Annotated in this window: 15 protein-coding genes; 7 read left to right on the top strand and 8 right to left on the bottom strand. The window is 60.4% G+C overall.

What is annotated here, in order from left to right:
- Positions 1-2: 2 nt before the first annotated feature.
- Genes AC4IC4_RS05685 through AC4IC4_RS05675 form a run of 3 tightly spaced genes read right to left on the bottom strand, consistent with a single transcriptional unit; the run spans position 3 to position 3581 of the window.
- Positions 3-1067 carry a sugar ABC transporter substrate-binding protein gene (locus AC4IC4_RS05685; RefSeq protein ID WP_032649589.1) on the bottom strand — a complete coding sequence of 355 codons (1065 nt, stop codon included), beginning with the start codon at positions 1065-1067 and terminating at the stop codon, positions 3-5.
- A 19-nt stretch (positions 1068-1086) separates the two neighbouring features.
- The gene (locus AC4IC4_RS05680) at positions 1087-2082 is read right to left on the bottom strand and encodes an ABC transporter permease (RefSeq protein WP_491472332.1); all 996 of its coding nucleotides are present in this window, start codon (positions 2080-2082) and stop codon (positions 1087-1089) included.
- Entirely contained in the window at positions 2079-3581 is a 1503-nt protein-coding gene (locus AC4IC4_RS05675; protein ID WP_491472331.1) for a sugar ABC transporter ATP-binding protein, read from the bottom strand. Before AC4IC4_RS05675 ends, AC4IC4_RS05680 begins: the two co-directional genes overlap by 4 nt.
- A 159-nt stretch (positions 3582-3740) precedes the next feature.
- Here AC4IC4_RS05675 and AC4IC4_RS05670 point away from each other — a divergent pair, with 159 nt between their 5' ends.
- The 4 genes from AC4IC4_RS05670 (at position 3741) to AC4IC4_RS05655 (ending at position 6495) form a co-directional block, all read left to right on the top strand.
- The gene (locus AC4IC4_RS05670; protein ID WP_491472330.1) at positions 3741-4829 is read left to right on the top strand and encodes an oxidoreductase; all 1089 of its coding nucleotides are present in this window, start codon (positions 3741-3743) and stop codon (positions 4827-4829) included.
- Positions 4830-4886: 57 nt separating this feature from the next.
- Entirely contained in the window at positions 4887-5630 is a 744-nt protein-coding gene (locus AC4IC4_RS05665) for an SDR family NAD(P)-dependent oxidoreductase (RefSeq protein WP_024906989.1), read from the top strand.
- Positions 5631-5813: 183 nt separating this feature from the next.
- A complete protein-coding gene (locus AC4IC4_RS05660) occupies positions 5814-6119 on the top strand; it encodes a type II toxin-antitoxin system RelE family toxin (protein WP_267214493.1) in 306 nt (101 codons plus the stop codon).
- Positions 6091-6495, top strand: coding sequence for a helix-turn-helix domain-containing protein (locus AC4IC4_RS05655; protein WP_032649598.1), 405 nt, complete (start codon positions 6091-6093; stop codon positions 6493-6495). Before AC4IC4_RS05660 ends, AC4IC4_RS05655 begins: the two co-directional genes overlap by 29 nt.
- On the opposite strand, the gene AC4IC4_RS05650 is transcribed toward AC4IC4_RS05655, so the two are convergent.
- Positions 6492-6689: a YbdD/YjiX family protein gene (locus tag AC4IC4_RS05650; RefSeq protein ID WP_006809671.1), complete on the bottom strand. Its 198-nt coding sequence runs from the start codon at positions 6687-6689 to the stop codon at positions 6492-6494. The genes AC4IC4_RS05655 and AC4IC4_RS05650 overlap by 4 nt on opposite strands.
- Positions 6690-6749: 60 nt before the next feature.
- On the bottom strand, positions 6750-8855 hold the full coding sequence (gene cstA, locus AC4IC4_RS05645) for a pyruvate/proton symporter CstA (protein ID WP_491472329.1): 2106 nt from the start codon (positions 8853-8855) through the stop codon (positions 6750-6752).
- A 268-nt stretch (positions 8856-9123) separates the two neighbouring features.
- On the opposite strand from cstA, the gene AC4IC4_RS05640 reads away from it, so the two are divergent.
- Genes AC4IC4_RS05640 through AC4IC4_RS05630 form a run of 3 tightly spaced genes read left to right on the top strand, consistent with a single transcriptional unit; the run spans position 9124 to position 11406 of the window.
- Positions 9124-9819 carry a nucleoside recognition domain-containing protein gene (locus tag AC4IC4_RS05640; protein WP_010428444.1) on the top strand — a complete coding sequence of 232 codons (696 nt, stop codon included), beginning with the start codon at positions 9124-9126 and terminating at the stop codon, positions 9817-9819.
- On the top strand, positions 9816-10280 hold the full coding sequence (locus AC4IC4_RS05635; protein ID WP_121425485.1) for a YjiG family protein: 465 nt from the start codon (positions 9816-9818) through the stop codon (positions 10278-10280). The genes AC4IC4_RS05640 and AC4IC4_RS05635 overlap by 4 nt, the downstream gene beginning before the upstream one ends.
- 13 nt (positions 10281-10293) lie before the next feature.
- Complete coding sequence (locus AC4IC4_RS05630) at positions 10294-11406, top strand: M20 family metallopeptidase (protein ID WP_491472328.1); 1113 nt, start codon at positions 10294-10296, stop codon at positions 11404-11406.
- 89 nt (positions 11407-11495) lie between these two features.
- Here AC4IC4_RS05630 and entH read toward each other — a convergent pair whose 3' ends face one another.
- From entH to AC4IC4_RS05615, 3 genes are read right to left on the bottom strand one after another with little or no spacing between them, the layout of a single operon-like run.
- On the bottom strand, positions 11496-11909 hold the full coding sequence (entH, locus tag AC4IC4_RS05625; protein ID WP_048993150.1) for a proofreading thioesterase EntH: 414 nt from the start codon (positions 11907-11909) through the stop codon (positions 11496-11498).
- 1 nt (position 11910) lies between these two features.
- Positions 11911-12657 (bottom strand): 2,3-dihydro-2,3-dihydroxybenzoate dehydrogenase EntA, encoded by a 747-nt coding sequence (gene entA, locus AC4IC4_RS05620; RefSeq protein WP_473722686.1) that lies wholly within the window; start codon positions 12655-12657, stop codon positions 11911-11913.
- Between the two features lie 5 nt (positions 12658-12662).
- The gene (locus AC4IC4_RS05615; RefSeq protein ID WP_199029172.1) at positions 12663-13517 is read right to left on the bottom strand and encodes an isochorismatase; all 855 of its coding nucleotides are present in this window, start codon (positions 13515-13517) and stop codon (positions 12663-12665) included.
- Positions 13518-13523: the final 6 nt, after the last annotated feature.

Below are 13523 nucleotides of genomic sequence, written 5' to 3'. Positions count from 1 at the left end.
TTTTATTTATTCTTCGCTTCCAGCGTCGCAAACCACGGCGCGATAAAATCTTCCGTCTGGCCCCAGCCCGGAATGATTTTCCCCAGCGACGCCACGTTCACCGCGCCCGGCTGGGCGGTCAGCAGCGCCTGCGGAATGGCCGCCGCTTTGAAATCGTAGGTCGCAGGCGTGGTTTCTCCGGCAATCTTGTTCGCCACCAGACGCACGTTGGTCGCGCCAATCAGCTTCGGATCCACCGCCACGCTCACCTTCCACGGGCTGCCCGGCTCGCGCATCAGCTGCAGATCCTGGTTGGAGATGTCGATGCTGTAGAGTTTGATCTCGGTACGGCCGTTCTCTTTCAGCGCCTTATACGCGCCCTGACTGAAGGCGTCCCAGGTGCCCCAGATGGCGTCGATCTTGCCTTTCGGGTATTTCGCCAGGATCGCGCCCACTTTGTTAGCGGTGTCGCCCTGCACGTCAGAGGAGACCGCGCCGATAGACTCCAGCTCTTTGATGTCCGGATACTGCTTTTGTAGCTCTTTATAGGCCGCCTGACGACGCTCCATCGGCGGGAAGCCCGCTACCCACAGCTTGACGATATTGGCCTTGCCGTTGAAATCTTTCGCTAGCTGGCCGAAGGAGAGATTCGTCAGGGAGGCGTCATCCTGCTGGGTGACGGTCACGCCCGGGATCTCGCCGTTAACGGCGGTATCAAAAACGGCGACTTTAATTCCGGCATCCACTGCCTTCTTCACCAGCGCGGTGGAGTAAGGATCGCGGCCCTGAGAAAGGATAATCCCGTCGTACTTCTGGCTGATAGCCTGGTTCACGAAGTCCTGGAATTTGGCGTCGTCCCCGTTGCTTAAAAAGGTGCTGACCTTAAAGCCAAGCTTCTTCCCTTCCTGAATGGCCCCGGCAATAAACTGCGTGGTGTTGTCGTCTGAGCCAAGGTTACGGATCACCGCGATGCGGATCGGGCCATCATGGTTGGCAATTGCCGCCGGAAGCGGCGCGGGCGTAGCCGCGAAGCCAGGCAGAGCGGTGAATAACCCTAATGCCACCAAAGAGAGTGCAATCTTTTTCATTTTTTATCCCGTTGTGTTGTCAGCGTTTTTGTATGTACGTAATCGCCAGCGCTACCGCGAGCACCAGCCCTTTTATAATGTCCATGGCGTAATACGGCACGGAGAGCATCACCAGCCCGTTCGACAGCACGCCGAGAATAACCGCCCCGACCAGGGTTCCCAGCGCGTTCGGCTTGCCGGACCCGGCCAGCGAGAAGCCAATCCACGCCGCCGCCACCGCATCCATCAGGTAACCGCCGCCCGCGTTTACCTGCGACGAGCCAATGCGCGAGGCCAGCAAAATCCCGCCCAGGCCCGCCAGCAGGGAGGCAATCACGTAGGCCGCCACCTTGTAGCGGGTGGTGCGAATCCCCGAGAGGCGCGCCGCTTCCGGGTTACCGCCGATGGCGTACATCCGACGACCGTGAGTGGTGAGCGATAGCCCCAGCTGCGCCAGAACCGTCACCACCAGCATGATGATCACAATCGTCGGCACCTGCCCCAGCAGGCTGAACGCCGCCGGAATGGTGCCTTCCGCCATGTCACCGCTCGGCAGCACCATGTTCTCGGTAATCGACCCGCCGTAGCTGTAGGTCATCGCCACGCCCTGGATCACAAACAGGCTGGCCAGCGTCGCGAGCATGTCCGGAATGCGCAGGATGACGATAAGAAAGGCGTTAAACAGCCCCACCAGCGTGCAGAGCGCGAGGGTGATCAGAATCGACTCGGTGGTACCAAAGCCGTGCCAGACGAACAGGGAAATCACCAGCGCATTCGCCAGTGAGGCGGTCGATCCCACGGAGAGATCGAACCCGCCAATGGTCAATGATATCGACACGCCAACGGCAATCACCGTCACAATGGCAATTGAGCGCAGAATATTGATGATGTTGTTCGGATCGAGGAAGCTGTCCGACGCCAGGCCAAAGACGGCCACCAGCGCGACGACGGTTAACAGCATGCCCCACTTGTAGAGAAAATCGAAAATCTGCTGACGGCCAGACGCCGTCGCGGTTACTGAAAGGGCCTTGCTCACGACGCCGTTCCTCCGGTTGAATAATAAAGTAGTGTCTCTTCACGGGCCTCGGCTCCGGCGATTTCCGCCACGATGCGCCCGTCCCACAGCACGCAGATGCGGTCGCACAGCCCGACCAGCTCGGCAAACTCGCCCGAGGCGTAAATGACCCCTTTGCCCTCGCGCGCCAGGCCGTCAATCAGCTGGAACAGATCGGTTTTGGCCTTCACGTCCACGCCTTTGGTTGGCTCGTCGAAGATCAGCACGCTCGCATCATTGCGCAGCCACTTGCCGATGGCGACCTTCTGCTGGTTGCCGCCGGAGAGACGTCGCAAAACCTGCCTGGGACCGCGGGCGCGCACGCCGACGCGAGCGATCACCTCCTCCGCCCAGCGCCACGCCTGACGATGGCCAAACAGGCTCCAGCGCGAGAAGCTGTTATCGGCGCACACGGCAAGGTTCATGCTCACCGGCTCGTCGATAAAAATGCCCTCTTTGCGCCGCTCCTCCGGCACCAGCGCCAGGCCGCGCAGCACCGAGTCGGCCGGGTCGCGAGGTTGCCAGGATTGGTGATTCAGCTCACCGCGCGCCACGCGGCTTTTGCTGGCGCCAAACAGCGCCTTGCAGAGTTCGGTTTTCCCCGCCCCCGCCAGCCCGGCAATCCCGAGAATTTCGCCTTTGCGCAGGTGCAGGGAGATATCTTTCAGCAGCGCGTCGTCATGCAGACCTTCCACCCGCAGCAGCGTTTCGTCGCCGTGCGGCGGCCGAGCGGGCGGGTAGATATCGCTCAGCACGTGGCCGAGCATCTTCTCGACGATCGCTTCGCCGCTGAGATTGGCCATTGGGCCGGACTCAATCAGCTTGCCGTCGCGCAGCACCGTCAGGGTGTCGCAGATGGCCTTCAGCTCGTGAATGCGGTGGGAGATAAACACCACCCCGATGCCCTGCTGCTTTAACCGTCTCACCACGCCAAACAGGCGCTCGCTCTCGTGCGCGTCCAGCGGCGCGGTGGGCTCATCAAGAATCAAAAAACGGCAGTGGTGGGACAAGGCGCGCGCCAGCAAAATCTGCTGCTTTTCGGCAAGCGTGCAGCTGTCGATGGAACGGCGTACGTCCAGAGAAACGTCCAGCTGTGCCAGCGCCTGTCTCGCCTGCTGGCGGATTGCACGCCAGCGGAAGCGATGCCCCGGCTGCGCCAGCTGGTCGAGCATGATATTTTCGGCAATGCTTAACCCCGGGATCAGCGCCACGTCCACCTCCTGCTGCACAAGGTGGATCCCCAGCCGTTTGGCGTCGAGCGGCTCGCGGATGCTTACCGGCTGGTTGTTAATGCTGATCTCACCCTCATAGTGGTCGTGCGTCCCGCACAGCACCGCCATCAGCGTCGATTTCCCCGCGCCGTTGGCGCCGGTCAGCGCATGTACCGATCCGCCGGTTAAGGTGAAGTTCACGCGCGACAGCGCCTGAAAGCCGGAAAAGGCCAGGCTGATACCGCGCATTTCAAGGCGACTGGAAACCATCCACGTAAATCCTTCATTACTCTTCTGATTTATCGAATTTTTCACAGCTCCGGTTGACTGACAACGAAGGAAAAGGCATAAGTTAAAGCGAAATATTATTAGCCATCCGGATGTCCAGACATAACATCGGGTTAGCGATTGCTAAAAAAGGACAACACCATGAGCAACACCGATATCCGCGTCGTGCCTGGCCCGGCGAACTACTTCTCCCATCCCGGAAGCCTTGCGTATCTGAATGACTTCTTTACCCCGGAACAGCTTTCCCGCGCGGTGTGGATCTACGGCGAGCGCGCTATCGACGGTGCGCGCCCTTTCCTGCCGGAGAGCTTTCACGCGCCGGGGGCGAAACACCTGCTGTTTAAAGGCCACTGCAGCGAGCGCGACGTCACCCATCTGGTGAACGAATCCGGCAGTGACGCCAGCGTGGTGATTGGCGTGGGCGGCGGTGCGGTACTGGATACCGTCAAGGCCGTGGCGCGTCGTCTGGGCGTGCCGTTCGTGGGCATCCCCACCATTGCCGCCACCTGCGCGGCGTGGACCCCGCTCTCCGTCTGGTACAACGATGCAGGTCAGGCGCTGCATTTTGAGATCTTCGACGACGCCAACTTCCTGGTGCTGGTGGAGCCGCAGATCGTCCTTAACGCCCCGGCGGAATACCTGCTGGCGGGTATCGGCGATACGCTGGCGAAGTGGTACGAAGCGGTTGTGTTGGCACCTGAGCCGGAGAACCTGCCGCTGACCGTGCGGCTGGGCATCAACGGCGCGCTGGCGATCCGCGACGTGCTGCTGGAGCACAGTGAGGAAGCGCTGGCCGACCAGCAGCGCGGCGAACAGACGCAGGCGTTCCAGGACGTGGTAGATGCGATTATCGCCGGCGGCGGGATGGTCGGCGGTCTGGGCGAACGCTATACCCGCGTGGCGGCGGCGCATGCGGTGCACAATGGTTTAACCGTGCTGCCGCAGACGGAAAAATACCTCCACGGTACCAAGGTGGCCTACGGCATTCTGGTGCAGAGCGCCCTGCTCGGCCAGGACGACGTGCTGGCGCAGCTGGTGACGGCGTACCAGCGCTTTAACCTGCCGACCACGCTTCGCGAGCTGGACGTCGACATCAATAACCGGGAAGCGCTGGATAAGGTCATCGCCCACACCCTGCGCCCGGTGGAGTCGATTCACTATCTACCGGTTGCGTTAACGCCTGACGTTCTGCGCGCCGCGTTTGAGAAAGTGGAATCCTTCAGCCGTTAATCGCGCCGACAGGCTATACCTAATGATGATTCTTTCTACTCTTGTAACGAGGTCATCATGCAGATCGATTTAACAGGTAAAAAGGCGCTGGTTACCGGTGCCAGCCGCGGGTTGGGTCGGGCTATTGCACTCTCGCTGGCGCGCGCCGGTGCGGATGTGATTATTACGTATGAAAAATCGGCCGATAAAGCCCAGGCGGTCGCCGATGAGATTAAGGCGCTGGGACGACACAGCGAAGCCGTGCAGGCGGACAGCGCCAGCGCGCAGGCGATTCAGGATGCCGTCACACATGCGGCACGTTCCCTTGGCGGGCTGGACATTCTGGTCAACAATGCCGGGATCGCGCGCGGCGGCCCGCTGGAGTCCATGACGCTGGCAGATATTGACGCCCTTATCAACGTCAACATCCGCGGCGTGGTGATCGCCATTCAGGAAGCGCTGGTGCACATGTCCGACGGCGGACGCATCATCAACATCGGCAGTTGTCTGGCAAACCGCGTGGCGATGCCGGGCATTGCCGTTTACTCGATGACCAAGTCTGCCCTTAACTCCCTCACCCGCGGTCTGGCCCGTGATTTAGGACCGCGCGGCATTACCGTAAACCTGGTGCACCCCGGCCCCACGAACAGCGATATGAACCCGGAAGACGGCGAACAGGCGGAAGCCCAGCGCCAGATGATTGCGGTCGGTCACTACGGCCAGCCGGAAGACATCGCGGCGGCGGTCACCTTCCTTGCTAGCCCGGCTGCCGGGCAGATCTCCGGTACCGGTCTGGACGTGGACGGTGGTTTGAACGCCTGATCGCACATTTCCTGCAAGCCTCTGTCGTCCGGCAGAGGCCTTCCCGAGCACCCTCGACGGTTCACGTTTTGCCGCTTTCTCCCGGTTTTTCTCCGCTCTACAGTACCCCATTAGAAATTCGGAATTTATCTAATAGTCTTATTATTTCCTTATATTCTGTGTGGGCGTACAGTGGAGGTACGGATGAAGATTGTCTGGTCCAATGGTGCAAAGAAGGCGTTTTCAAAGATTGACGAGCGGTATCAGCGACGCATTGAGGTAAAGCTTACTGAGCTGGATGACCGTTCAGCCCCCCGGCCCGATATCAAAAAAATATCGGCGACAGAAAATCATTTCCGGTTACGCGTTGGCGATTACCGCATCGTCTATACGCTTCGGGACGATCCCGATGACCATTGTTATGTTTTGGCCGTCAAGCGCAGAACTTCAACGACTTACCTGCATGAGGAGAGTGCCACCTATGGCTGTACAGCTAATCAAGGACGATAACGGGAAAACGCAGTACGCCGTTATTCCCTATCACGAATATTTTCGTATGCTCTTACAGATGTCAGAAATTGACGACGAAACCGATGACGATCTGGAGGATATTGAGGTCGAACACGATAGTCTGGATGACGTGGAATTGCCCGGAGAAGTGTGCAGCATCATGACCTGGCAGAACGTCAGCCTGCAGGCCGCATGGCGTATCCTGCGCGGGTTATCCCAGCAGGAGGTGGCGGATAAACTTGGCATTAGCCAGTCCGCCGTATCACAGCTGGAAGCGCTGGACTCCCGTCCGCAAAAACGCACCCGCGAAAAGCTGGCGGCGATCTACGGCTGTAAGCAGGAGCAGATCAGCCTCTATCTCCCGAAAGAGGGTTAACAGCACTTCGCCCCGCCCTTGCCGCCGTAGCGGGCGTCCTGGCGGTCACGGAAAAATTCTTCGTAGGTCATTGGCGTCTGGTCCGGATGGTTGACGCGCATATGCTCGACGTAGTTGTCGTAGTCCGGCACGCCAATCATCATTTTGGCGGCCTGGCCCAGGTACTTACCTGCTTTGGAAAGAGTGTCGAACATGATTCTGATCTCACAGGGAATGTAGGCCGGGTAAGGCGAAGCCGCCACCCGGCACAAAGGTTAGTGCGCCCCTTTCGCCTGGGTCACAATCTCTTCCAGGTTTTCAGGCATTGGCTCGTACGGCGTCTCTTTCGCCGTTGGCTTATCGTTTTTCAACGCCGCCAGCGCGGTCTTGAGAGAATACAACGCCAGCACCACGACCACCACCATAAAGAAGATAGTTAGCCCGGCGTCCAGACGGTTGTTAAACACCAGCTGCGACAGCTGCGACTCGGTGTACTGCGCCGGGATCTTGCCGCTGTCGATCATCGCCTGGAACTTGTTGGCGATTGCCAGGAAGCCCACCTTGTTGTCCGGGCTGAAGGCTTTCTGCCAGCCCGCCGTCAGGGTACAGATCAGCAGCCACGCGGTTGGGACTAATGCCACCCAGGCGTAACGCTGGCGCTTCATCTTGAACAGCACCACCGCGCAGAGCATCAGCGCCATGCCCGCCAGCATCTGGTTGGCGATACCGAACAGCGGCCACAGGGTGTTAATCCCGCCCAGCGGATCGACCACGCCCTGATGCAGGAAGTAGCCCCATGCCAGCACGCACAGTGCCGTCGCCAGCAGGTTAGCCGGGAGCGAATCTGTACGCTTCAGGTTCGGGGAGATCACCCCCAGCAGGTCCTGCAGCATAAAGCGCGCCGCACGGGTTCCCGCATCCACCGCCGTCAGGATAAACAGCGCCTCGAACAGGATGGCGAAGTGATACCAGAACGACACGTCCATCAGCCCGCCCAGCGCGCCGTGCAGGATGTAGGCCATGCCGACCGCCAGCGTCGGCGCCCCGCCCGCGCGGGAGATAATGGACTGCTCGCCCACTTCACTGGCAATGTTCGTCAACGTATCAGGAGTAATCGCAAAGCCCCATCCGCTCACCACCTGCGCGGCGGATGCCACCACGTCAACGGTTCCGGCAGGCGCCAGCACCGCCATCGGGCTGTTCATCGCGAAGTACACACCCGGATCGATAATGCAGGCCGAGACCAGCGCCATGATGGCGACGAAGGACTCCATCAGCATGCCGCCGTAGCCAATCAGGCAGGCCTGATTTTCATTCGCCAGCATCTTCGGCGTGGTGCCGGAGGCAATCAGCGCGTGGAAGCCCGACACCGCACCGCAGGCAATGGTAATAAACAGGAACGGGAACAGGTTACCGGTCCAGACCGGGCCGGTGCCGTCGATAAATTTGGTCAGCGCAGGCATGGTCAGGGTCGGGCGCATAATCAGAATGCCAATCGCCAGCCCGACAATGGTACCGATTTTCAGGAAGGTAGAGAGGTAGTCACGTGGAGCCAGCAGCAGCCACACCGGCAGCACCGCCGCCACAAAGCCGTAGCCCACCAGCATCCAGGTCAGCTGCACGCCGGTAAAGTCGAAGAACGGCGCCCAGGTCGGGCTTTCCGCCACCCAGCCGCCGGAGATAATGGCGAACACGAGGAATACCAGACCAATCACCGACACTTCACCAATGCGCCCCGGGCGCAGATAGCGAATGTAGATCCCCATGAACAGCGCCAGCGGAATGGTAAAGGCTACGGTATACGTTCCCCACGGGCTGTGGGTCAATGCTTTCACCACGATCATCGCCAGCACCGCGAGGATGATCACCATGATCATAAAGGTCGCCACCAGCGCAATCACCCCGGCGGTGGCCCCCATCTCCTCTTTCACCAGCTCACCCAGCGAACGTCCGTCGCGACGGGTGGAGACAAACAGCACCATAAAGTCCTGTACCGCCCCCGCCAGCACCACCCCGGCGAGGATCCAGATCATCCCCGGCAGGTAACCCATTTGCGCCGCCAGCACCGGCCCCACCAGCGGGCCTGCCCCGGCAATCGCCGCAAAATGGTGACCGAACAGCACTTTCTTGTCGGTCGGCACGTAGTCCAGCCCGTCGTTGTGGCGGACGGCTGGCGTCATGCGCGTCGCATCAACGCCTAACACGTTCTTTGCGATATAGCGGCCATAAAAACGATACGCGATCAGATAAATGCAGACGGAGGCGACAACGATCCAGAGCGCGTTGATCTGCTCCCCCCGGTTGAGGGCGATATAGCCCAGGGCAAAGGCTCCCACAACGGAGAGCCCTGCCCATGTAAGGTATTTCCCTGAGTTGTTCATAGTTGTTGTCCGTTGTTGTGAAACAGTGAGATGTTACATTTTGTTTCTAGAACAACAGGAAAAATTTAACAACTTTGAAACGCAATAATGCGTGGTCAAACCAGAGATTTACACCACAGTGTTAAGCCGATCACTTTCGCGACGTCCTCGGTCACACTTTTGCCTTTTTCAGCCAGACGCGGCCTTACGGAATGATTTGTATCATTTTTTTTGCTCATAACCTCGCCAGAATGATCCTGCGCAATCGCGTGCATACAAGGAAAAGGATATGAACAGTTCTGTACCTCAGGATCATAAGGTCGGGCCGGGCGCGTACTTCGCCCTGGCGTTTGCAGCCGTTTTCTTCTCCGGCCTGTTAGGCGGAAAAGAGTGGTACGGCGTCTTTGATTTCACCACCCTCAACGGCGCATTTGGCAAAGTGGTCAGCAAGGCCAGCCTGGATGACGGCACGTTAACCACAGCCAGCAGCGCCTTTCGCGGCACCGGCGGCAGCGGCGCGATGGACGGTTTTCTCTTCGCACTCGGTTTAATTCCCGCGGTGATGTTCGCGCTGGGGATGATCAACGTGCTGGAGCACTACGGCGCCCTGCGTGCCGCGCGCAAACTCTTAACTCCCCTGCTGCGCCCGCTGTTGGGGATCCCTGGCACCACCGGGCTGGCGCTGATTGGCAGCCTGCAAAGCACCGACGTGGGCGCGTCGCTGACCCGCAATCTGTCTGATGAAGGGCAAATCAGCGAAAAGGAGAAGGACGTTTTTGCCATGTTCCAGTTCTCCGCCGGGGCGATGATCACCAACTTTTTCTCTTCCGGGGCGATCCTCTTCACGCTGGTCGCCGTTGACGGCACGGCGGCGGTTCCCACGTCCATCGGGGCCTGTATCGCCGTCATGTTCATCATGAAAATCGTGGGCGCAAATCTGCTGCGATTGATCCTGTCCTTCACCCGTAAAGGAGACGCCGCATGAGTGCCCCACAGTCTAACCCCGTGATTACCGATGTCTTCGTCGAAGGCGCACGCAAGGGCTGGAGCATTGCCACCGGCAGCACCCTGCCCAACGTGGTGATGGCGTTTATCATCATCAAAGCGCTGGAAATTACCGGTGCCCTGAAAGGGCTGGGCATGATCTTCGCCCCATTGATGGGCCTGTTCGGCCTGCCGGGTGAGGCCGCCGCCGTGCTGATTGGCGGCTGGATGTCGATGGGCGGCGGGATCGGCGTCGCCATCGGCCTGTTTGATAAAGGCATTATCACCGGCGAGCACCTGGCGATCCTGGCGCCCGCCATCTATCTGATGGGCTCGCAGGTGCAGTATCTGGGCCGCATTCTGGGCGTGATCGGCACCCGCGCCAAACGTATCCCGCTGATGATCGCCATCTCGGTAGTCAACGCGTTTTTAGCCATGCTGCTGATGCGCATTATTCTCTGAACAGGACGTGAACATGAATCTTGACCACTATATTGAAGAGCTGAAAACCCTGGTGAACGTGGACTGCGGCACCCAGTCCATTGCGGGCGTTGCCGCCGTGGCAGGCATTATTCAGCAGCTCTGGCAGCGCGAGGGCTGGCACACCGAGCAGGTGAATCTGGGCAATAAGGTGGGCCCCGGCGTGTTCGTCAGCAACAAACCGCAGGCGGAACGCTTTGACGTGCTACTGGTCGGGCACCTGGATACCGTGTTTGCCCCCGGCACCGTCGCCGAGCGCCCGATGAGCGAGGACGATACCCGCCTGTACGGCCCCGGCGTGTCGGATATGAAGAGCGGACTTCTGAATATTTTGTGGGCGATGCGCGGGCTCGACGCCGCGGACAACGATCGTCTCGCGATTGCCGTGGCGATGAACCCGGACGAAGAGACCGGTTCGGTGCATTCCCACGAATGGATCGGCGAGCTGGCGAAGCGTTCCCGCTGCGTGCTGGTCTGCGAAGCCGCCCGCGCGGACGGCTCGCTGGTGAAAGCGCGTAAAGGGATGGCGGGCTATCACCTTACCTTTAGCGGCGTGGCGGCACACGCGGGTAACGACCCGGAGAAAGGCCGCTCGGCAATTACCGCCCTGGCAAACAGCGTCATCGCCATTAATGCGCTAACCGACTGGGATCGCGGCACCACGCTCAACGTCGGGGTGATTCACGGCGGCAGCGCGGCCAACGTGGTGGCGGATAACGCCGTAGCCGAACTCGACGTGCGTTTCTGGGAAAACGACGAATACGATCGTGTGAATCAGGCGCTGGAAGCATTATGTGAAAAGGGCTTTTTAGACGGCGTGACCACCACGCTTGCGCGGGTAAATCACAAACCGGCGATGGCAGCAAGCGTTGCGACTCAGGCCCTGATGCAGCAGGTTGAGGCTGCAGGAAAAGCGGAAGGTATCGACATTACCTGGCAGGCGGTCGGCGGCGGCAGCGACGCCAACCACACCGCCGCACTGGGCATCCCGACGCTCGACGGACTAGGGCCGATTGGCGCCGGGTTCCACAGCCCCGCGGAATGGCTGGATAAAGCGTCGATTGAGCCGAGAATTCGTCTGCTGAAGCGGGTGGTATCGATGCTGTAAACATTGCCCGGTGGCGCTTCGCTTACCGGGCCTACGTGTGAGGTGTAGGCCGGGTAAGGCGAAGCCGCCACCCGGCAATTCTGCACCGTTCAACCCAACACCATCGTACTCAACCGGCAGGTGCAGCACCGCCGCCCCTGCTCGTCGAAGACCACGATCTCCCAGCTCTGGCTGGAGCGCCCCAGATGCAGCGGCTGGCATACCCCGCGCACCTTACCGTGGGAGACCGCGCGGTGATGCGTGGCGTTCAGCTCCGTCCCCACCACGCTCTGCCCGTCGCGGGTCATCAGAAAACCGGCCATTGAGCCCAGCGTTTCCGCCAGCGCCGCCGAGGCCCCGCCGTGCAGCAGGCCAAACGGCTGGTGGGTACGCGCATCCACCGGCATCTCCGCTTCCAGCGTGTCGTCGCCGATACGGGTATAGACAATGCCGAGATGCGCCACCAGGGTGTTCAGGCTGGTCGCGTTCAGCTCCTCGAGCGGTATATGACGTTTCCAGATCATCTTACGCCCCCAGCGTGGAGCCGCCGTCCACCACAATATCCTGCAGGGTGATATGGCTGGCGGCATCGGATGCCAGGAACAGCACAGTGCTGGCAATCTCCTGCGGACGGGCGATTTTGCCCAGCGGAATGCCGAGCTTAAACTGCTCGCCGAAGCCGCGGATGCGCTGCTGCTCCGCATCGTCGCTTTTCCACAGGGTGCGCTGCATATCGGTGTCTGTTGAGCCCGGCGACACCAGATTACAGCGCACGCCGCTGCCTGCCAGCTCCAGCCCGACGGTCAGGGCCAGGCTTTTCAGCGCCGCTTTCGATGCGCCATAGGCGCTCATGCCGATGCGCGGCGTGTGCGCCGCATCGGACGCCACGGTAACAATCGCCCCGCCCTGCTGACGGCGGAACTGGCCCATGGTCAGTTGGAAGAGATTGAACGCGCCGCCGACGTTGACCGCGAAGGTCTGCTGCCAGTCCTCCTGCGAAAGCTGGTCCGTTGCCCCCATGCGCAGAATGCCCGCTGCGTTGACCAGCACGTCCAGCCGTTCGAGCGAAGCCAGCACGCGCCCGCACACCTCATGCACCTGCGCGACGTTCGCCACGTCCAGCGTTTCGGTGGCGAACGGGTAATCATCCTGCGGAAACGCCAGATCGAACCCGGTCACCTGCGCGCCGGCTTCGGCGAACGCCAGAGCCGTCGCGTAGCCAATCCCCTTCCCCGCGCCCGTCACCCAGACGGTTTTTCCGGTGAAATCCAGTCCCATCACTTCACCTCGCGGGAAAGCAGCGCCCACCAGGCGTCGATTGTTGGATTTTTTGCCAGCATCACGAAGTCGATATCGCCGTGTACTTTGCGCCAGCGGGCGGCCAGCGCCATCATGCGTACCGAGTCCAGGCCGTAGTCGATCAGGTTTTCGTCATCCATCGGCTCGTCGGACTCGTCCAGCAGCGGCAGGATCAGCTCGCGCAGCGCGGTTTTGGTCGCCGGAACGGACGGCAGCAGCTCGTCGGTCATTACCACGCGGCCCGAGCGTCCTGCCACGTAGTTCAGCGACATCAGATGCTCGTCACGGGTGAAGTCCGCCAGCGCGTCGGCAATGAAGAACGGCTTAATGTCGCGCATAAAGGCATCGGTGGCGGTGGTCATACAGCCGATGTGGGCGTACACACCGGTAATCAGCAGCTGGTTTCGTCCCGTCTCTTTCAGCATCTGCTCCAGCGGCGAGCGGTGAAACGCGCTGTAGCGCCACTTCACCAGCACCGTGTCCGCTTCGTCCGGTGTCAGCTCTGCGACGATGCGCTGCTGCTCCGGCGAGCGGGTCAGGCCCGGCCCCCACATGTCGTTCAGCAGGGCGCGGTCTTCGTCGCTCTGCTCTTTCGGCTGAGCGGTGTAGTACACCGGGATATTGTGCGCTTTACAGTAAGCGCGCAGTCTGGCGATATTCGCCACCACCTGCTGCATCATCGCGCTGTTTTCGCCCCAGAAGTTCAGGAAATATTCCTGCATATCGTGGATCAGCAGCGCTGCACGCTCGGGCTCAAACGCCCAGTTCACCTTGCTGGTCGGCAGCTCTGCGGCGGTGGGCAGCGCGTAAGCGGTTAATTTTGGAATGGCCATACTCTG

Source organism: Enterobacter sp. Taxon_2, from assembly GCF_058355295.1.
This window is presented reverse-complemented; position numbering and strand designations above follow the sequence as displayed.

Coding starts and splice junctions, on each gene's coding strand:
- AC4IC4_RS05655 (WP_032649598.1), top strand. CDS start 6,091: ATGGCTGTACAGCTAATCAAGGACGATAACGGGAAAACGCAGTACGCC.
- AC4IC4_RS05675 (WP_491472331.1), bottom strand. CDS start 3,581: ATGGTTTCCAGTCGCCTTGAAATGCGCGGTATCAGCCTGGCCTTTTCC.
- AC4IC4_RS05650 (WP_006809671.1), bottom strand. CDS start 6,689: ATGTTCGACACTCTTTCCAAAGCAGGTAAGTACCTGGGCCAGGCCGCC.
- AC4IC4_RS05640 (WP_010428444.1), top strand. CDS start 9,124: ATGAACAGTTCTGTACCTCAGGATCATAAGGTCGGGCCGGGCGCGTAC.
- AC4IC4_RS05660 (WP_267214493.1), top strand. CDS start 5,814: ATGAAGATTGTCTGGTCCAATGGTGCAAAGAAGGCGTTTTCAAAGATT.
- entH (WP_048993150.1), bottom strand. CDS start 11,909: ATGATCTGGAAACGTCATATACCGCTCGAGGAGCTGAACGCGACCAGC.
- AC4IC4_RS05635 (WP_121425485.1), top strand. CDS start 9,816: ATGAGTGCCCCACAGTCTAACCCCGTGATTACCGATGTCTTCGTCGAA.
- cstA (WP_491472329.1), bottom strand. CDS start 8,855: ATGAACAACTCAGGGAAATACCTTACATGGGCAGGGCTCTCCGTTGTG.
- AC4IC4_RS05665 (WP_024906989.1), top strand. CDS start 4,887: ATGCAGATCGATTTAACAGGTAAAAAGGCGCTGGTTACCGGTGCCAGC.
- AC4IC4_RS05615 (WP_199029172.1), bottom strand. CDS start 13,517: ATGGCCATTCCAAAATTAACCGCTTACGCGCTGCCCACCGCCGCAGAG.
- AC4IC4_RS05685 (WP_032649589.1), bottom strand. CDS start 1,067: ATGAAAAAGATTGCACTCTCTTTGGTGGCATTAGGGTTATTCACCGCT.
- AC4IC4_RS05630 (WP_491472328.1), top strand. CDS start 10,294: ATGAATCTTGACCACTATATTGAAGAGCTGAAAACCCTGGTGAACGTG.
- AC4IC4_RS05670 (WP_491472330.1), top strand. CDS start 3,741: ATGAGCAACACCGATATCCGCGTCGTGCCTGGCCCGGCGAACTACTTC.